Origin of the sequence: Nocardia sp. NBC_00403 (assembly GCF_036046055.1) — a bacterium.
Classification (GTDB): Bacteria; Actinomycetota; Actinomycetes; order Mycobacteriales; family Mycobacteriaceae; genus Nocardia.
This window is the reverse complement of sequence record NZ_CP107939.1, coordinates 2,404,815-2,423,448: the sequence shown is the minus strand read 5'-3', so window position 1 is coordinate 2,423,448 and position 18,634 is coordinate 2,404,815. Positions and strand designations below refer to the sequence as shown.

Here is an 18,634-nt window from a genome sequence, read left to right as displayed (position 1 = left end):
GAGCTGCAACTCCCCACCCCCAGCAGCTGCACATCGCAGCTGGCAACACAACCGCTCAGAAAAGGAACACGCAATGAACCACTTTCGTCAGGCTATTGCTGCCAGCATGATTGTACTCGGAGGAGCTACGGTCAGCGCGACCTTGACAGCAGCACCCGCCCAGGCAACGACACTGGGTTGCGCCGCAGGGTTCTTGGGGCTGGGGGCGGCTGGCGCTGCCGCGCCTTCGGCTGTCGCAACCGGCGGCTTGACGACGGTAGGCGTCCTTCTAGGTGCAAGCTCGGCGACTGCGGTAATTTTCGACCAGTGCCCAATGCTCGAGGAAGGTCAGGTCATCGATATCCCGGCCAACGCTACATGCGTTTCTCTCGACACCCAGCAGAGGGTCGCCTGCCCGTCGAGGGCGGGTGTGTACAAGCAGGGCGAGGTGGCGTGAGTTACACTTAACGACACTGGAACTACCTAAAACGAGACGAGAAACGAGCGCGAAAGCCGGAGTGGGCGCCATGAAGCGATTTTCGTTATTCCTAATTGCAACTACGCTCATAGCTCTGCTCGTTGCGGGCGTCGAGGTAGTTCGAAGCACGAAGACTCCGTTTGTGCTAGTTCTTATCTCTATGGCAGTTATAGCGCTTGGCGTGGATTTATTTCGTCGAGTGCGCCAAATGGCTACGGACCCGGCCCGTCGCAGAGATTGAATTAGCTGTTAGGAAATTCCAGGCGTACTTCCGGGTGTTGGCCGATATTGTCGGCCAACACCACGGGCACTGAGTCTTTCCGGGTATCAGTGCCCGGGTAACGTGACCCGTTGACACGCCGGAAGGTCTTGGGCTGCAATGGAAAGCACAGATCCCGGGCATGAGCTGATCACCCTGGTGGCGGGCAGGTTCGGGCGTGTCGAGACTCGCACCACAGCTCGGAACATGCTGGCGGGCTTGGTGTCGGAGCTGCCGACGAAGAACTGCTGGACCCTCGCCGAGCGCACCGGCGACCAAGCCCCCAACACCATGCAGAACCTACTCGCGCAGGCGGTGTGGGACGAAGACGCCGTGCGTGACGACTTGCGCCGCTATGTGTTGTCCCGCCTCGTCGGCGGCTTGCGGATACTCGTGGTAGATGAAACTGGCGACGTGAAGAAGAGCACCAAAACCGTTGGAGTGCAACGCCAATACACCGGCACCGCCGGTCGTATCGAGAATTCCCAGGTCGCGGTGTATCTGACCTACACCTGCGGCGCCGGACACGCTTTCCTCGACGGCGAACTGTATCTGCCGAAATCCTGGACCGACGACCCGGCCCGCCTCGCCGAAGCAGGCGTGCCCAACGACGTCGCATTCGCCACCAAACCGGCCCTGGTCTCGACGATGATCACACGAGCCCTCGACGGCGGTGTCGACGCCGACTGGGCGACCGGCGACGAAGTCGCCGGCGCGGACCCGAAACTGCGCCGCACCCTCGAACAGCGTGGCATCGGATATGTGCTGGCCATCGGCTGCGACCGGCGCATGGTCACCGATATTGCAACTACGCGCCGACGCCGCGGCCGTACAGGTCCCGCGCAATGCGTGGCAACAACTGTCGGCCGGTACCGGCGCGAAAGGCCCACGCCTATACGACTGGGCGTGGGTGCAGATCTACGCCGACGACACCCAAAACAACCCCCAGGGCAGCGCTGGCTGCTGATCCGACGCCACCCCCGCACCCTGGAACTGGCTACCGCTGCTACTCACCCCGGCCGGTGCCGATGGTCACCCTGGTCCACGTCGCCGTACGCCGATGGACCACACCGAGGAAAACTTCCAGACCGGCAAAAGTCTCGTCGGTTTGGACCAGCAGCAGGTCCGCCGCTGGAAATCATGGCGGCGCCGGACCATCCTCGCGATGCTCGCCCATGCCTTCCTCACCGTGCTCGCTACCCACACACCAACCCGAACCACCACCAACCGAGTTGATCCCGTTGACCCACAACGAGATCCGGCATCTACTAGCTACCCTCGTCCTCCAACCAATCAGGGACCTGCCCCACCGAATGCGCTGGTCGACCTGGCGGCGACGCCACCAACACCGCGCCAAAACAGCCACTACCGGCGCCGATCTGGGCGCGAAGCGCCCGGATCACAAACTACGGCTGGGGAAGTAGGCCCTGGTTTCGCCAGAGCCTGCCGTCGGGGACGCTCTCTACGGTCGGAGATGTCCGACTACCAACGGTTCTCGAGCCTCGACCCCAAGGCGTGACCGCCTACTAGGTGCCGATCGCTGATACGCCGGGCGCTAGATGCGAGACGCTGACCAGCGGTTCGCGTTCCTTATCCGCAAATGTCACGGTGACCGGGGCATGGTCGGACCAGCGCTCCGCGTACGTCGCTGCACGCTCCACCCGCGCCGACACTGCGCGGGATGCGATACCCTTCGTTGCGAAAACGGCGTCGATGCGCCAACCCGAATCGTTGTCAAAGGCGCGGCCGCGGTAGGACCACCAGCTGTAAGGGCCCTCGACGCCCGGATGCAGGCTGCGCACCACATCCGCATAACCCGCGGCGAGCAACTCCTGGATCCAGGCGCGCTCTTCCGGCAGGAATCCGGCCGACTTCAGATTCCCCTTCCAGTTCTTGATGTCGAGCTCCGACGGTGCGATGTTCCAGTCGCCGCTCACCACGAATTCGCCGGTGCGGCCGGTGAGGTAGGCGCCGAGCTCGGCCAGGAAGCGGTACTTCTCGTCCTGGCGCGGCGTGCCGGCATCACCGGAATGCACGTACACGCTGGCCGCGGTGACATCATCGAAATCGGCCTCCACATATCGACCAGAGGCTCCGAACTCGTTGCTGCCGAAGCCGATTCGCGCAGCCTTCGGCTCGCGCCTGGACAGGATGCCGACCCCTGCCCTGCCTTTGGACTCCGGTTCGGCGTGCGTGAGCCACCAGCCGTCGGCCAGTGCGGGCGCGAGCGCCGCTCTGGTCTGCTCGTCGGTGGCGCGGGTCTCCTGCAGGCAGACGATGTCGGCCTCGGTGGACGCGAGCCAGGCGAGCATGCCTTTGCCCGCTGCGGCGCGGACGCCGTTGACGTTGATCGTTGAGATGATGGTCGGCACCTCACGACCGTACAATGCTGGTCAGATGAATTTCCCCGGACACCGCCGTCCAGGAAGGGGTGTCGACGATGACGTCTCACACCACCACGTCCGCTGTCGCCAAGTCCGCGACCGACCCCCAGCCGATCAAGGCCCTGCACCTGGGTTCCGGCGATCCGGTACTGCTGTTGCACGGGTTCCTGCTGTCGCCGCATTCCTGGGAACAGGTGGCGATCCGGTTGTCCTCGAACTGTGAGGTGTTCGCGCCCGCGTTCGCCGGACACTGGGGTGGTGGGGGCGTCGAGGGCTGGTCGGTCGACGTCTACACCCTGGCCGACCGGATCGAGGACCAGCTCGACGAACTCGGCTGGCGCACGTGCCATATCGCGGGCAACTCACTGGGCGCCTGGGTCGGCTTCGAATTGGCGCGGCGCGGCCGTGCCCGCACGCTCACCGCGATCGCACCGGCAGGCGGCTGGAACTCACCATCGCTCACCCAATTCCGGGCCGGACTCAAGTTCCTGTCGCTGGTCCCGATCGTCGAAATCGGCAAGCGCCTCGGCGGATTCGCGGTGCACAACGTACTGGTGCAACGATTCGCGCTGCTGGCATTGAGCAAGAACGCCGCGGCTGTACCCCGCCGCGATATCGCCGCCATGATCGCCGCGATACTGCACTGCGATGCCATGCTGCCCTTCATCGTCGGCAACCTGCGCGCCCCCGCACTGGAAGACCTCTCGACGCTCGCCACCCCCGTGCGGCTGCTGATGGCCGAATACGACCGGGTGATACCCAACCGCGTCTACGCCCGCCGCTTCCTGAAGGAACTCCCCGACTCCGCCGACCGAATCCTGGTCAACAGCGTCGGCCACGTCCCGATGCTGGAGGCCCCCGACCGGATAGCCACCCTCATCGCCGAACACATCTACGCGAGCCGCACCCACCTGCGCGCGGTCTGACTCGACGGATATCCACAGGTCAGCGTCATCCACAGATCGAAATATGTTTCGGAACCACACCCGGGCGCGCACGCCGTTGTGACGCACCCGGGCCGATCTGGCTACCGGGCCAGCAGGCCCTTCGCGATGTGGGTCACCTGGATCTCGTTGCTGCCCGCGTAGATCATCAGCGACTTCGCGTCACGGGCAAGCTGTTCCACGCGGTATTCGGTCATGTAGCCGTTGCCGCCGAACAGTTGCACCGCCTCCATGGCCACCTCGGTGGCGGCCTCGGAGGCGTACAGCTTGATGGCCGAGGCCTCGGCAAGCGTGGGCGGCTTACCGGCCCGACCCCGCTCCAGCGTGTTGAATACCATGTTCTGCACGTTCATTCGGGCGATCTCCATCTTCGCCAGCTTGAGCTGAACCAACTGGAAGCGGCCGATCTCCTGGCCCCAGAGCTTGCGGTTCTTGGCGTAGTCCAGGCAGAGCCGGTGGCATTCGTTGATGATGCCGAGCGCCATGAAGCCGACGCCGATGCGTTCGGCGGTGAAGCTGGAGCGCGCGCTGTCGCGGCCGTCGCCGCCCTTGTGTTCCTCGGTCTCCCCCAGCAGCCGGTCCTTGGACAGCCGGACGTTGTCGAAGAACAGTTCTCCGGTCGGCGAGGCGTGCAGCCCCATCTTCTTGAACGGCTTGCCCTGCGTGAGGCCCTCCATGCCCTTGTCCAGCACGAACGTGAGCACCTTGCGCTCACGCTTGTCGCCGCCGTCGCCCTCGTCGAGCTTTGCGTAGACGATCATCACGTCGGCGAAGGGGCCGTTGGTGATGAAGGTCTTCTGCCCGTTGAGGATGTAGTCCGCACCGTCGCGCCGCACGTAGGTCTTCATGCCGCCGAAGGCGTCCGAACCCGAGTCCGGCTCGGTGATCGCCCAGGAAGCGACCTTTTTCATGGTCACGAGGTCGGGCAGCCAGCGCTCCTTCTGGGCCAGCGTGCCACGCGACATAATGGTCGTCGCGCCGAGGCCGATGCTGACGCCCATCGCGGTGACCATGCCCATGCAGACGCCGGAGAGTTCCCCGATGAGCACCGCCATCAGCGATTCCTGACCGCTGAACGGGCTACCACCGGAGGGCTTTTCCTTCTTCTCCGGCAGCGGCTCGCCTGCCGCGATCGCCGCTTCTTTCTTCCGCTGCTTGGCGAGCAGCTTCTCGACCGCATCGGCGCCCATGGCATCGATCCCGAAGTCGCTGAACAACTTCCGGATGATCGGGTAGGGCGACATGGCACCGCTGTCGAGCGCGTCGAGGTTGGGGCGAACCTCCTTGTCGATGAAGGTACGCACCGCCTCGCGGATAATCTCGTCGGTCTCGGACCATTCGAACATCGTCGTTCTCCTAAACTTGTTCAGCCGGACAGCGCGAGATCAAGGCAGCCGGGCGGCGATATCGTCGATGAGCCAGGGCCCTTCGGTCTCGATCGTCTTCACGTCGTGCCAGCCTGCCAGCTCGGAGATGGCTCCGCCCTGCACTGCGAAAACCTTGCCGGTGACCGGGCACTTATCCGACGCGAGGTAGGCGACCAGCGGCGAGATATTGGCCGGGCTGAAGGCATCGAATTCGCCCTCCTCGACCTCGGCGCCGAGGATCGCGCCCATGCCGGGGGTGGCCAGCGTGAGCCGGGTGCGAGCGATCGGGGCGATCGCATTGACGCGTACGCCGTAGCGTTCCAGCTCGTCGGCGGCGACCAGAGTCAGTGCCGCGATCCCTGCCTTGGCGGCCCCGTAGTTGGCCTGACCGGCGTTGGGCACGGTGACGCCCGAGGCCGACGCGGTGTTGACGACCGCGGCGTTGGGCTGGTTGCCCGCCTTGGACTGTGCCTTCCAGTACGCGGCAGCGTGGTGCAGCACCGCGGCATGGCCTTTGAGGTGCACCGCGACGACGGCGTCCCACTGCGATTCCTCCAGGCCGGCGATGAAGCTATCACGCAGAATGCCTGCGTTGTTGATGACGATGTCGAGCCCGCCCAGCTCCGAAACGGCCTGCTCGATGAGGTTGCGCGCGCCGTCCCACGTCGCGATGTTGTCGGTGTTGGCGACCGCCTTGCCGCCGGCGGCCACGATGTCGTTCGCGACTTCCTGCGCCGGACCGACATCGGTGCCTTCACCGGCATTGCTGCCACCGAGGTCGTTGACCACCACCGCCGCGCCCTCACGAGCGAACAGCAGGGCGTGCTCACGCCCGATGCCGCGACCCGCGCCGGTGATGACGGCGACCCGTCCTTCCAATGCACCCATGGGGTGCCTCCTGTCCTCGTCCCCTGCGTTCGGTTTCCGCTTGTCCCCCGGCGCTCCCGACCGAAGCCGCAAACACCTGCTGGTCGGCGTCCCTATCGACCGGCGCACGGTCCGAAACGACAGAGCAGCATCGGCGATCAGTCCTCGATCTCCGCCAGGCCGTCGCTGAGCACGACATCATCGCCGCGCACGGTCTCGAAGGCATAGGTGGTGACGCCGTGCTCGGAGCCGACCTGCCAGATCCGGGTCTCCAGATCGTCGCCGGGGAAGACCATCTTGGCGAAGCGCACGGCAAATCGCTTCAGCCGGTGCACATCCGAGCCCGCGACCTCGGTGAGCACGGCCCACGAGGCGAAAGCCATGGTGCACAGGCCGTGCGCGATGATGCCGGGCAATCCGGCATCCTTGGCGACCTGCTCGTCCAGATGCAGCGGCACCGGATCACCGGAGGCCGGTGCGTAGCGGTAGGTCTGGTCGAGATCCACGTGCTGCGGCACCACTGCCACCGGATCCTGCGCCCGCAGGCTCTCGTCGAACTTGTGTGCGGGCGCTGGGGCGCCGACCGTCTTGCCGGCGTCGATGTTGCGGAAGAACGCGGTCATATACTGCTCATTGACCAACTCGCCATCCTCCGTGCGACATTCGATGAGGATGGTGATGGCGGTGCCGTTCGAGCGGCTGGTGTACCCGGTCGCCTTGGCCCGCGAGACCAGCTTGTCTCCCGGCTGGATCGCGCGATGGAAGTGGAAATCCTGCTCCCCGTGCACAACTCGGCCGAAGATGTCCATCGGCGCGACATCGATCACCGGCATCATCATGGCTTCGAAGACCGGCACGATACTGAAGACCGGCGCGGCCGACTTGCCGGTGAGATGGGCCTCGATCGGATCATTGGTCGCGGCCGCGTATTCCGCGATCCGCTCCGGTGTGACCTCGAATCGCTCGTCGTCACACCAGGTTTCGAGCCCACTGTCGTCGAACTCGACCAACCGGGCTGCGGCGGCCTCCGCTGTCATCGCACTCTCCTTCGCTCGACGCGATCCGGCATCAGACCGAGGCCAGCGCGTCGAGCTGCTCGAGGGATTTGTCCAGCTGCTTGCGACCGTCCTTCTCGACCGCCTTGCCGAGCGCACCCTTGATCAGCGCGCCTTCGAAGTCCCCGGAGACCAGGATGGTGCTGCCGCCGTCGCCGTTGGGCTGGATATCGAAGGTGAATTCGGTCTTCACACCGGCCATGCCGGTGCCGCCGAGGGTGAGCCTGCTCGGCTGTTGCACCGAGACGACGGTCCACTCCAGCTTGTTCGCCATGCCGAGCATCACGATCTTCGCGACCAGCTTGGCCCCTTCGGTGAGAGTGGCGGGCGGCTGCTCCATGAAGCGCTCGTGGATGGTGAACCACCTGTCCCAGCTGTTCGGGTCGGAGACGACCGCCCAGAGCGCATCGGGGGTGGCGTTGACGTCCTTGGTGGCTTCGATGTGGCCCATGAGTTGCTCCTCGTCGAGTGGTGAATAGCCTTGGTGCGCCCGAACTTTCGCCGGGGCGATGAATCAGATCAGCGGTCGGCCCGCTGGTAGGCGGTGACGACCGCGGCGCCGCCGAGGCCGATGTTGTGCTGGAGGGCGGCGGTGACGTTGTCGACCTGTCGCTTGTCCGCGGTGCCGCGCAGCTGCCAGGTGAGTTCGGAGCACTGCGCCAAACCCGTCGCACCCAAGGGGTGTCCCTTGGAGATCAGGCCACCCGAGGGGTTCACGACCCATTTGCCGCCGTAGGTGGTCTGGTTGTCGTCGATGAGCTGTCCGGCCGCACCCTCGCCGCAGAGCCCGAGGGCTTCGTAGAGCAGCAGTTCGTTGGCGGAGAAGCAGTCGTGCAGCTCGATGACCTGGAAGTCCTCCGCGCCGAGGCCCGCCTGCTCGTAAACCTTGCGTGCGGCTCGGACATTCATGTCGTAGCCGATCAGGTTCTTGGCGGAGTCGTCGAAGGTCGAGGCGAAGTCGGTGGTCATGGCCTGCCCGACGATCTCCACCGCCTGCGCGGCGAGGTCGTGGGTGTTCACGAAGTCCTCGCTCGCCAGGATCACCGCGCCGGAGCCGTCCGAGGTCGGTGAGCACTGCAGTTTGGTGAGCGGGTCGTAGATCATTCGGGAGGCGAGGATGTCGTCGAGTGAATATGCGTCCTGGAACTGCGAATACGGGTTGTTCACCGAGTGCTTGTGGTTCTTGTAGCCGATCTTCGCGAAATGCTCGGCGGTGGTGCCGAATTGCTTCATGTGTTCGCGGCCCGCGGCGCCGAACATCCACGGCGCCACCGGGAAAAGCACCTCGGAGATCTCGGCGAGCGCCATGATGTGCTTGGCCATCGGCTGCTCGCGGTCGTCCCAGATGGAGCCGAGCGAGCCCGGCTGCATTTTCTCGAAACCTAGTGCCAGCGTGCACTCGGCGAGACCGCCCCGAATCGCCTGTGCCGCAAGGTAGAGCGCGGTCGAGCCGGTCGAGCAGTTGTTGTTGACATTGACGACGGGAATGCCGGTCATGCCCAGTTCGTAGACCGCGCGCTGCCCCGAGGTCGATTCGCCGTAGACGTAGCCGACGTAGGCCTGCTCCACGAGGTCGTAGGCGATTCCGGCATCGGCGAGCGCCTTGGTCCCCGACTCCCGAGCCATATCCGGGTAGTCCCAATCGCTGCCGTCTTCGTTCTTGCGGCGGCCCGGCTTCTCGAACTTCGTCATGCCGACGCCGACGACGTAGACCTTGTTCGCCATCGAACTCCTCACGTTGCACCTGCCCCGGTGCGCACTCGGCCGTGGCGGTCCGCAAGCGGCGGCCGACAGTGACCGATCCGTCCGGACCGAACAGAAACAAACATACAGAGCTGTATGTAAGGCCGCAAGGTTGACGACCGACATAGTCCGGCGTTCGACACAATTGTCAGCTCAGACCGATCGGTCCGGACATACAGCTAGTCGCGTATGTTTCACCATCGAGCCGCACCATCGCGACGACGGAATCGACCTGCCCCTGTTCGACGAGCACGACAATCCGTCGCGCGCCCACCGGCCCGCCATGTCCACCGGATCCAAGTTCGACAGGCCGGACCCGATCGACTCGACAATGCCGGAGAGGCAGGCGAGATCCGGCACATCAGCTCGCCGGCGCCGCCCCGCTCACCAGGACAGCGCACCCCGACCACCCAGCAGCACCACCGACACAGCGATCGACTGGAAAAGCCTGGTGGCCGTGGCCTATCAGGACTTGTCGACGAGACGGTGCGCGGCAAGCGCGGCGGCTGCGATCTCCCGCAGATGCACCGAAGCACGCCGCCAACGCCGATGCGCGCGTTCGGTATCCGGATCGATGAAGTTGGACACCAGGATTCCGCGCAGCGCATCCATCGCGGTGTAGACGAAGTCCCGAGCCTCCTTGCGCCGCATCTCATCCGGCACGAACCGGGCGACCGCCATCAGCACCGCGTTATTGACGAACGGCTCGACCTTCTCCATGGCCGAGGCGAGCACCCGGTCGGTCCGGCCCGCCACCCAGAGCTCCGCGGTCGCGATGAACAGCGGTCCCTGATGCAGTTCCCACAGCGAGTCCAAGGCCGCGCCGACCGGATCGTCGACGCTCTCGATCTTGGACATCTCCCGCATCGCGGTCTCCGCACGCAATTGCGCCAGATGACTGATGGCCGCCACCACCAGATCGGTCTTCGAGCCGAAATGATGGACCTGGGCCCCACGGGTGACCCCGGCACGCTCGGCGACCCGGGGTGTCGTCGTCCCGGCGTATCCGTACTCGACCAGGCACTCGATGGTGGCGTCGAGCAGTCGCGTACGCATCTCGCTGCTACGCTGCTCCTGCGTGCGGCGCTGCTGTTTGGGCGCTGCGGACCTGGTCATTTCGGCGATTCTACACTTGCATACAGATCTGTATGTTCAAGACCGGTCGGCCCCGGCGCATCACCCCGTTGCCACCGATCAGCAGAAGTGGTCAGCTGCAAGCAAATCCGGCACTGTTCCCGACTCTCCCCGGAATCGCAAGGCGCTGCCATCGAATCCAGCAAGCCGATCTCAGCGCTGCCCATCACCTGATCGACGTTACCTTCCCGCCGCTCCTGCAAAGCGTTTCAACGCGACCTGGGGTGCATCCAGCTTTGCGTCTTTCAGCTGTAGTGGTGTGTCTTCCAATTCCCCGAAGACGCCGAATCCATGTTCCTTATAGCGTCTGATCGCCTTGGTGCCCACGGTAGTTTGCGTGTAGACATCAACGTCCCCCAACCAGTCGAGCGCCGTCTGCATCAGGCCTCGGCCGACTCCGGTGCCGTGCCAATTCGGATGCACATACCACGCATTCACCACCCCGGCGCCATCGTCGCGAGTCGACACCCATATAAATCCCGCGACCGTATTGTCGGCCGTTCGTGCTACCCACAGCCCCGGCTCGCCCGACGCGGCCAGCCGTGACCAGTCGACGATCTTCCGCGGGCCCAAGTTGCCCAACAGGAAATCATCGAGGTGCTCTGCGGCCCCCGGAAGATCGCGGAAGGCAACGCGCGATGCCAGCACGTGCGCACGAGCGATCCCCGGCCCGTCCGTCGCTTGTGCGGGTCCCACGGTTACGGGTCCGACTCCGTCCAGGGTCGGGTCCAGATATTCCGACGGCAGTCGGTCGTCGCCAGCACCGATCGCGGATCGAGAAGGTGTACCGGACGAGCCCATCGGCCGCACCGATGCGGGCTCTGCGGAATCGCCGATCTCGCCTGCGGCCCGACTATTGGTCTCATCAAGGCTTCTTGCCGCCTGTCTGGCTTCTGCGCCGAAACGTTCGACAGATCGGGCCATCGCCCTGGCTTCCCGGTCGAGGATATCGGCCAGGATCTTTGCGAATTGCTGGCGTAACTGGGATAATTCTTCAGACATAAACCGGCTCGACTCCACATTAAGTGCGCAGATTTCCTATGAAATGCCAGAAAGCGTCGAATTGGTCGGCGAACCGCTAGATGCAGACGGCGACGTCGACCCACAACAGTTCCGCAGGCAGCTACCGAGAACGGTCACGAACGATCTCATCGAGCAACGAACGGACACCGGATCCTCCGCCTGCGTTGAGCCCGACGAAATCCTGAACTACGCCGAACAGCGGGGCATCTTCTCGCTCGCGTCAGCACGTTGAATTCGATCAAAAACCAGCGAATTCAGAACATCGGGAAGATACTCCCTACCCGATCAGCCACAGGTTTTGATTATTGCTCCAGGTCGGGAACCCAGAAATACAGATGGCGGAGCGTGGCGTTGCGAGGAATCTCCATGGGAGTCAGCCTGGCAGTTGAAGCGCGGTTCAAGTCAAGCGGAGGCGGGCCGGTCACATCCGCAACGAGATCCGCCCGCTCACACGGCTCCACGCCCTTATGGTGTCACCGTAGATGCGGTGGACATGCTCGATGCCGCCGACGCCCGCACCCAGACCTGTTGAGCTTGACTTGAACCTAGCTTCAAGTAGCAGCATGGCCAATGACCGAAACACAAGATCCACCGATCTCGTTGCCCCCGCAGGTCCAGGCTTATTCGGGGCGACTGGCCAACTTCAACGTCGGTGAACAACACACCTTCACCGTGGAACATGCGCGCGAGGGAGTCCGCCGACAGAGCCCTCCGACGATGTGACGAACGCGATTCAGACACCGGTCGAGAAGGTGAGCACCGATGCCCGCCCAACCGCATTCCGAACGATTCTCGCCACGACCTGATGAACCTGACGCCCACATCCGATTCATAGGGATGGCAGGCGTATTCGACTTCGTCGGATGCTGGACGGCGGTTCAGAACTTCCTGAACAAGTGGGCCGAGAGCCACAACCCGAATGTCTCGGTCGTCGAGATCAACGACGGTTGCACCGACTTCCGTCGAATGCCGTGCGAGGAACTGTGGCTGTTGCAGTGATCGCGCCCGGAAGAACCCGCGCATTTGGCTGACTACCGGCGCTTCGTCTGGTTTCGGCTGCGGGATCGCCGAGGCCGCAGGCGACACCGTTATGGCCGCCGCTCGCCATACTGATCGGCTCGACGATCAGATCGACAGCCTCGACGCAGCCGGGCGCGGTGCCCGGATCAAGGCCGGCACCCGCAACCATCCGGTCCCATAGATGGGAACGTCGACCGGAAGGAATGCGAATTACTTGACCGCACACATCATTCGGAGTGAGCGAGGCGCTATGTTCGAAAGAAGCCTCAGTGCGGCATGGTCAACTCTCTGCAGCAGATTGATAAAGAACACAGACAATGTCGCAGAATTAGCGGCGCGTCCCCCTTCCGCTAGCGCGGGCGCTGTTCGGGACGTGGTGCACGGGTCCGTGGACGCCGACGCGTCGATCGCTCGACGACTGAAACACGCCATGGATGAGAACGTTCCATCCAATACGACGAGGAAACCCGAACTACAGCGGCCGACCGAGCCGGAACAAACTTTGGGTCTGCTGGACCCGAACTGGCGTCACAACCCCACAACCCTCGAGTTCAACGGTCGAATAGCGTTTAATACTGAATTTCCCAGCTCTCATGGACAAACCTTCTTTACCCTCACCGCGAATACTGTCGACGCGGACGCCAAGGAATATCTCGGTAATCACTATTGCCACAGCCTGGCCGCCGCGATGCACCATATGACCGGTTGGGACATCGTGACGATTGACCGAATGGTCAACGGAGAACTTCTGCCCGTTCACAGTGCTGTGCGCACACCGGCCGGCGACCTGCTCGACATCTTCGGCCGCATCGACCTGGAAGCCGCCAAGGTGAGGTCTCGAGCTGTCAGCCACCGAGTCGTGGCCGTCGATCGCATGCCTGGCGATGTAGTGACCGGTAGCGACCATCTGCGAGGCAACCCCCACTGGTGGGCCGCGGAGTCTCCTGTAGAAATCGTGGCGGTATACAGCCATTTCGCACGACACGTGCTTCGTAGCAATGGATACGCTCACCTTGTCGGGGGTTGAGCAACAAAATCGCCCGAACAGCACCCACTGGCTCGTGCCCAGCAGCATTGAGACCGCGTCTCATGTTGTCGAACTCGCTTTCACAAGCTTCTTGAAGCAGACATGTGCGGCGGCCGATGTGGATCTTCGAGCCGGAATTGCCGCGGTCGACCGGGCTCGGAACGGTTAAGAGGCCCGAAAACCCGGAGCCGATCCGCGAAGTAGGTCAGAGCGAACTTTGCCGGATCACCCCGAAGCGCGCATTGCGCTGTCGGAACCCGCTCCGCTTCCTGGAAGTGGATGCGGCTGCGTTCCACCATCCACTTCGACTGATAAGCAGAACTGATCAGCCGCGAGCGAATTCGGCGTTGTTCCGGCACCATCACGTCACAGAGGCTGGTCCGGGACGTTGGAACAACACCTGGAGCCGAATTGCCCGTGATCACACCTTTCCGTATCGACATCGAGCAAGCCGAACTCGACGACCTCGCCTACCGCCTCGCACACACGAGATACGTCGCGGAGCTGCCCGCCCAAGAGGTCGCGGGCCGGGTGAACATCGGCATCCCGATACGACCCGGATGGGAGTACGGCGTCCCGCTGTCGTTCGTCCGGCCGCTGCACCAATACTGGCGCGACTGCTTCGACTGGCGTGCACAAGAGCAGTGGCTCAATACCTTCCCGCAGTTCACCACCGAAATCGACGGTCAGAACATCCATTTCGTGCACGTCACCTCGCCGGAGCCGGATGCGACCCCGCTGATACTCCTGCACGGCTGGCCGAGTTCCTTCACCGAATTCCTCGGACTGGTAGGCGAATTGACCGATCCGCGTGCGCACGGTGGCGACCCAGCCGACGCCTTCCACGTGGTGATCCCTTCGTATCCCGGATTCGCCTTCTCCGGCCCGACCCAGGTGGCGGGCTGGCATCCGGTGCGGATGGCGGCGGCGTTCAACGAGCTGATGGACAGGCTCGGCTACGACTGCTTCGGCGTGCACGGCAACGACGGCGGGGCCATCGTTGCGCCCGAGATGGGCCGGCTCGCCGCCGACCAGGTCATCGGGGTGCATGTGAACCAGATCTTCTCCTTCCCTACGGGCGCGCCTGGTGAGCTGGACGGACTCAGCGAGGACGAGCTGATGCTGGTGCGGTTCGGGCAGAAGTTTCTCGACCACGCCGTCCACGACTCCGCCCAGCGGGCGCAGCCGCAGACCCTCGGTCATGCACTGTCGGATTCCCCGACCGGACAACTCGCCTGGAGCGGCCAGCTGATCGCGGACGCGATGACGGCCGACCAGCTGCTCACCAATGTGTCGATCTACTGGTTCACCAATACCTCGGCCCCCTCGGCCCGGTTCTACTTCGAGAACCATCACGCGGCGGCGCCGACCGAGCCGACCACCGTGCCGATCGGGTTGGCCTCCTTCGGCTCCGACTTCACAACGCCGCGCAGGTTCGCCGAACGCGACCACGCCAACATCGTGCAGTGGAACGAATACGACCGCGGCGGACACTGGGCCGCACACGAAGCCCCTGACCTGCTGCTCGCCGACATCCGCGGCTTCTTCACCAAGGTGATCTGAAGAACCACATAACGGGGGCGCTCGGCCCACCGACGGACACGCCCGGACCTGGTCGGACAGTCTGCCTCCCCATGACACTGCCGGACACAGTCCGTCGACAATCGCGCCGGGTCGAGCGGAGGCGAGGCAGCCGCCTGATGACACTGCCGGACACAGTCCGTCGACAATCGCGCCGGGCCGAGCGGAGGCGAGGCAGCCGCCTGATGACACTGCCGGACACAGTCCGTCGACAATCGCGCCGGGCCGAGCGGAGGCGAGGCAGCCGCCTACCACGTCCGGCCGAGGTAAGCGAACAGCTTCCGATGCGCGGGGGCATCGCCCGATGCTGGGAGCTCGGGTCCGAACATGCCGGGTGTGCGGAAGTTCTCGATACCCATGTCGCGCATGATCGCGAGCATCTCGCCGCATAATTGCTGGTCGAGCAGCTGCTCCCGATCAGTGGCGATCGCGAGGTCGATGCCGTGCACGAGTACTTCGGTCAGGTGGATCACCGCGGCCATGGGACCGGGCACGACACCGAATCCGAGGCGCACGGTCTGTTCGAGCGCGTCGGGGAGATGCCACGCCGCGCTGTCGGCGACGGCCGCTGCGGCGTAGGCCCCGTGCGGATCTGCGCCGAGCCAGTCGTCGTGGTGGTCTCGGTCAAGGTCCTCGCGCTCGAGTTGCGCGGCGAAGATATTCATGCCGCCCACCAGGTGGTTGAGCAGGTAGTGGACGTCCCACTCGACGCACGGGGTCGGCGCGCTCATGCGGTCGGCAGGGATTCCCGCAACGACGGCGGCGGTCATGTCGATGGCGTGGTCTATGCGGTTGATCATGGCGTTCATGTGATGCTCCAGAAGATGGTGACAGCCAAGAGGATTGGTTCGCCGGACGACGGTCAGGAGTGCCGAGTCGGTGCACTCCAGCTCCTAAACGCAGTTTGTAACGGCGTTAATTGAACAGTAGCGACTGCGATCGCGTAAACGCAAGTGCTAACTGCGTTAAAGTGGTCGGCATGGAGGAACGCACCCGCCGCCCCGGCGGTCGCAGCGCCCGCGTCCGCGCGGCGGTGCACCGGGCGGTCACCGAACTCGTCGCCGAACGCGGATACGGGAACTTCACCGTCGCCGAGGTCGCGGCCCGCGCGGGTGTGGCCGATACGAGCATCTACCGCCGCTGGGGCAATCTCGAGGCGCTGGCCATGGAGGTTACGGTCGATCGACTCACCACCGAGTCCGCGATCCCCGACACCGGAACCCTCGACGGCGACCTGCGCGCCTACGCGGCGAATGCGGCCCGAGATGTGAGCGGCCCCAACGGACTTGCGTTGCTGCGCACGATCCTCGCGCTCATCGATACCGGCGCGGCAGGCGAAGAAACCCGCGACCGATTCCTCGCCGACCGCGTCGATCAGATCCAGCGCATGCTCGACCGGGCCGCCGCCCGCGGCGAAGCCGCCCCCGAGGTGCTCGAGGTCGTCGACATGATCCTGGCGCCGATGTACACCCGCACCCTGTTCGGCACCGCCCCCCTCCGTGACGAGTATGTCGACACTCTCGTCGACCGCCTGCTCAGCATCGCCAGCCCAGCCGACCCCAGGGTGATTCGCCGACTCCGACGCCTCGGTGCGCGACAGGTCGATAAGCCAAACTGATCGGGAACTCGGTGTTGTTCCCGACAGGCCATTCTCGCAGGCTAAGGCAGTGTCAGAGATCAGACCGTTCCGTATCGCAATTCCCCAGGCCGACCTGGATGATCTGGCGCAGCGCCTGGCGAACACCCGGTCGGAGGCTCCCTTCGACGAGCTCGTGGGTAATGCCGACCTCGAGCTGCCGGTCCAGCTCAGCTGGGACTACCGGGGGCCGCGGTCATACGTGCAACCGCTTCTCGAATACTGGCGCGATCGGTTCGACTGGCGCGCACAAGAACAGCGGCTCAACAGTTTTCCCCAGTTCACCACCGAGATCGATGGACAGAACATTCATTTCGTGCACCTCCGCTCCCCTGAACCGGACGCGACACCACTGCTTCTCGTTCATGGCTGGCCCAGCTCCTTCACCGAATTTCTCGGCCTGATCGACGAGTTGACCGATCCACGCACGCACGGCGGCGACCCCGCCCATGCTTTCCATGTCGTCATCCCGTCCTACCCCGGCTTCGCGTTCTCCAAGCCGGCGGATCGAGCCGGCTGGCATCCGGTGCGGGTCGCCGCCATCTTCAACGGACTGATGGCCAGACTCGGCTACGACCGGTTCGGCGTGCACGGCAACGACGGCGGCGCCATCGTCGCACCGGAAATGGGCAGACTCGCTCCGGACAAGGTGATCGGCGTGCACGTCGACCAGATTTTCTCCTTCGCCAAGGGGGAACCGGACGAGCTGAACGGGCTCAGTGAATTCGAACTGAAGCTGATGGGTTTCGGGCAGCAGTTCCTCAAAAACGCCATCCACGACTCCGCATGGCGGGCACAACGGCAGGCCATTGGCCGGGCGCGCACGGATTCGCCCGCAACCCTGATCGCGTGGAGCGGGCAACCCACCTGGAGCGGGCAGGTGCTCACCGATTCGATGACACCGGACGAGCTGCTGACCAATATTTCGATCTACTGGTTCACCAGCACCGCGGCGCCCTCGGCCCGGTTCTCCTTCGAAACCAGCGACGCGGACGCGCCGACGACCGTGCCGATCGGACTGGCCTCCTTCGGCTACGACTTCACGCCGCCGCGCAAGTTCGCCGAACGCGACCACGCCAACATCGTGCAGTGGAACAAATATGAGATCGGCGGTCACTGGGCGGCCCACGAGGTACCCGACCTGCTGCTGGATGACATCCGCGGCTTCTTCGCAAAGGTGCACTGACACCGCCCGGCCACTGCTCGCCGTCGCGACCTTCGAGGGGTCGGTCCCGGCGGCGACGCATCAGGTGCTCGGAATGATCTCCCACTCCCGGCGTTGCACGAGTGCGCGAACCGGGTGACAACGGAAGGCGGCAATGCCGTGGAACTGCGGGACATAGAGATTCTCCTGACGCTGGCCCAGGAGCTGCACTTCGGCCGCACCGCGCAGCGATTGCAGTTGTCCCAGGCGCGGATCAGTCAGTCGATCAAGGGCCAGGAACGGCGTCTCGGCGCGCTTCTCGTCGATCGCACCAACCCGCGCAATATCCGACTGACACCGCTCGGCACGCAATTGTGCGCCGACCTGCTTCCGGCGTATCGCGATGTCCGACAGGCGCTGGACCGGGCGCGGTCGGCCGCAGGCAGTGCCTCCACGATGCTGCGCATCGGCATTATCGGCGGGAACGCCCACGACTACCGCTCGATCTGGCAGACCTTCCGCACCAGACACCCCGAATTCGTGCTGCAGATCCGGTCCATTTCGTTCACCGACCCGTTCGGCCCGCTGCGCCGCGGTGAGACCGACGTCGTCATCGCCTGGCTGCCGGTCGAGGAGCCCGACCTCACGGTGGGGCCGACGCTGTTCATCGAGCCGATGGGCGCGGCGGTGTCGGACAACCGTGAACTGGCCGGGGTCAAAGGCCGCTCCATCCAACGGATCTCGACGGTGTCGAATGGTGACAACGTGTCCACGTCCGTGCTGGGCTCCGACGGCGCCATCCATAACGTCTCCGACCATCTGCCCCGGTACTACAACCGGCCCGGCGTCAGCTATCTCCCCATCACCGACGCACACCTGCTCCGCTGGGCGCTGGTCTGGCACAGCGAGTCCGAAACCGATCAGATCCGCGCGCTGGCGCGCATCGTCGGCGAATTCGGCAGGCCCGACCACCGCTGACTCGACCGAAGCGCT

At 64.3% G+C, this 18,634-nt stretch carries 17 protein-coding genes; 8 read left to right on the top strand and 9 right to left on the bottom strand.

The features are described from left to right. The first annotated feature begins 836 nt into the window (after positions 1 to 836). Positions 837 to 1,952 carry an IS701 family transposase gene (locus OHQ90_RS10530; RefSeq protein ID WP_328409539.1) on the top strand — a complete coding sequence of 372 codons (1,116 nt, stop codon included), beginning with the start codon at positions 837 to 839 and terminating at the stop codon, positions 1,950 to 1,952. A 290-nt stretch (positions 1,953 to 2,242) separates the two neighbouring features. Here the strand turns inward: OHQ90_RS10530 and OHQ90_RS10525 are convergent, their stop codons facing one another. After that, a complete protein-coding gene (locus OHQ90_RS10525; RefSeq protein WP_328409537.1) occupies positions 2,243 to 3,088 on the bottom strand; it encodes an exodeoxyribonuclease III in 846 nt (281 codons plus the stop codon). A 68-nt stretch (positions 3,089 to 3,156) separates the two neighbouring features. On the opposite strand from OHQ90_RS10525, the gene OHQ90_RS10520 reads away from it, so the two are divergent. After that, complete coding sequence (locus tag OHQ90_RS10520; protein WP_328409535.1) at positions 3,157 to 4,026, top strand: alpha/beta fold hydrolase; 870 nt, start codon at positions 3,157 to 3,159, stop codon at positions 4,024 to 4,026. A 101-nt stretch (positions 4,027 to 4,127) separates the two neighbouring features. Here the strand turns inward: OHQ90_RS10520 and OHQ90_RS10515 are convergent, their stop codons facing one another. The 7 genes from OHQ90_RS10515 to OHQ90_RS10485 all read right to left on the bottom strand — a co-directional run bounded on the left by OHQ90_RS10515 (position 4,128) and on the right by OHQ90_RS10485 (position 11,212). Beyond that, positions 4,128 to 5,390 carry an acyl-CoA dehydrogenase family protein gene (locus tag OHQ90_RS10515; protein WP_328409534.1) on the bottom strand — a complete coding sequence of 421 codons (1,263 nt, stop codon included), beginning with the start codon at positions 5,388 to 5,390 and terminating at the stop codon, positions 4,128 to 4,130. A 39-nt stretch (positions 5,391 to 5,429) separates the two neighbouring features. Next, the gene (locus OHQ90_RS10510) at positions 5,430 to 6,299 is read right to left on the bottom strand and encodes an SDR family oxidoreductase (protein ID WP_328409532.1); all 870 of its coding nucleotides are present in this window, start codon (positions 6,297 to 6,299) and stop codon (positions 5,430 to 5,432) included. Positions 6,300 to 6,436: 137 nt separating this feature from the next. Next, on the bottom strand, positions 6,437 to 7,315 hold the full coding sequence (locus OHQ90_RS10505; protein ID WP_328409530.1) for a MaoC/PaaZ C-terminal domain-containing protein: 879 nt from the start codon (positions 7,313 to 7,315) through the stop codon (positions 6,437 to 6,439). A 31-nt stretch (positions 7,316 to 7,346) separates the two neighbouring features. Continuing rightward, entirely contained in the window at positions 7,347 to 7,784 is a 438-nt protein-coding gene (locus OHQ90_RS10500) for a type II toxin-antitoxin system Rv0910 family toxin (RefSeq protein ID WP_328409528.1), read from the bottom strand. A 68-nt stretch (positions 7,785 to 7,852) separates the two neighbouring features. Then, on the bottom strand, positions 7,853 to 9,058 hold the full coding sequence (locus OHQ90_RS10495) for a lipid-transfer protein (RefSeq protein ID WP_328409527.1): 1,206 nt from the start codon (positions 9,056 to 9,058) through the stop codon (positions 7,853 to 7,855). Positions 9,059 to 9,541: 483 nt separating this feature from the next. Beyond that, a complete protein-coding gene (locus OHQ90_RS10490; RefSeq protein WP_328409525.1) occupies positions 9,542 to 10,192 on the bottom strand; it encodes a TetR/AcrR family transcriptional regulator in 651 nt (216 codons plus the stop codon). Between the two features lie 198 nt (positions 10,193 to 10,390). Beyond that, positions 10,391 to 11,212, bottom strand: a complete 822-nt coding sequence (locus OHQ90_RS10485) for a GNAT family N-acetyltransferase (RefSeq protein WP_328409523.1) — start codon at positions 11,210 to 11,212, stop codon at positions 10,391 to 10,393. A gap of 858 nt (positions 11,213 to 12,070) precedes the next feature. On the opposite strand from OHQ90_RS10485, the gene OHQ90_RS10480 reads away from it, so the two are divergent. From OHQ90_RS10480 to OHQ90_RS10470, 3 genes are all read left to right on the top strand, one after another. Next, the gene (locus tag OHQ90_RS10480; RefSeq protein ID WP_328409521.1) at positions 12,071 to 12,232 is read left to right on the top strand and encodes a hypothetical protein; all 162 of its coding nucleotides are present in this window, start codon (positions 12,071 to 12,073) and stop codon (positions 12,230 to 12,232) included. 409 nt (positions 12,233 to 12,641) lie between these two features. Then, entirely contained in the window at positions 12,642 to 13,280 is a 639-nt protein-coding gene (locus OHQ90_RS10475) for a hypothetical protein (protein ID WP_328409519.1), read from the top strand. 417 nt (positions 13,281 to 13,697) lie between these two features. Then, a complete protein-coding gene (locus tag OHQ90_RS10470; protein ID WP_328409518.1) occupies positions 13,698 to 14,843 on the top strand; it encodes an epoxide hydrolase family protein in 1,146 nt (381 codons plus the stop codon). A 266-nt stretch (positions 14,844 to 15,109) separates the two neighbouring features. Here OHQ90_RS10470 and OHQ90_RS10465 read toward each other — a convergent pair whose 3' ends face one another. Continuing rightward, positions 15,110 to 15,670: a TIGR03086 family metal-binding protein gene (locus tag OHQ90_RS10465; protein WP_328409516.1), complete on the bottom strand. Its 561-nt coding sequence runs from the start codon at positions 15,668 to 15,670 to the stop codon at positions 15,110 to 15,112. A 170-nt stretch (positions 15,671 to 15,840) separates the two neighbouring features. On the opposite strand from OHQ90_RS10465, the gene OHQ90_RS10460 reads away from it, so the two are divergent. The 3 genes from OHQ90_RS10460 (at position 15,841) to OHQ90_RS10450 (ending at position 18,619) form a co-directional block, all read left to right on the top strand. Beyond that, a complete protein-coding gene (locus OHQ90_RS10460; protein ID WP_328409514.1) occupies positions 15,841 to 16,479 on the top strand; it encodes a TetR/AcrR family transcriptional regulator in 639 nt (212 codons plus the stop codon). 49 nt (positions 16,480 to 16,528) lie between these two features. Then, positions 16,529 to 17,683, top strand: coding sequence for an epoxide hydrolase family protein (locus tag OHQ90_RS10455; protein WP_328409512.1), 1,155 nt, complete (start codon positions 16,529 to 16,531; stop codon positions 17,681 to 17,683). 138 nt (positions 17,684 to 17,821) lie between these two features. After that, the gene (locus tag OHQ90_RS10450; RefSeq protein ID WP_328409510.1) at positions 17,822 to 18,619 is read left to right on the top strand and encodes a LysR family transcriptional regulator; all 798 of its coding nucleotides are present in this window, start codon (positions 17,822 to 17,824) and stop codon (positions 18,617 to 18,619) included. Positions 18,620 to 18,634: the final 15 nt, after the last annotated feature.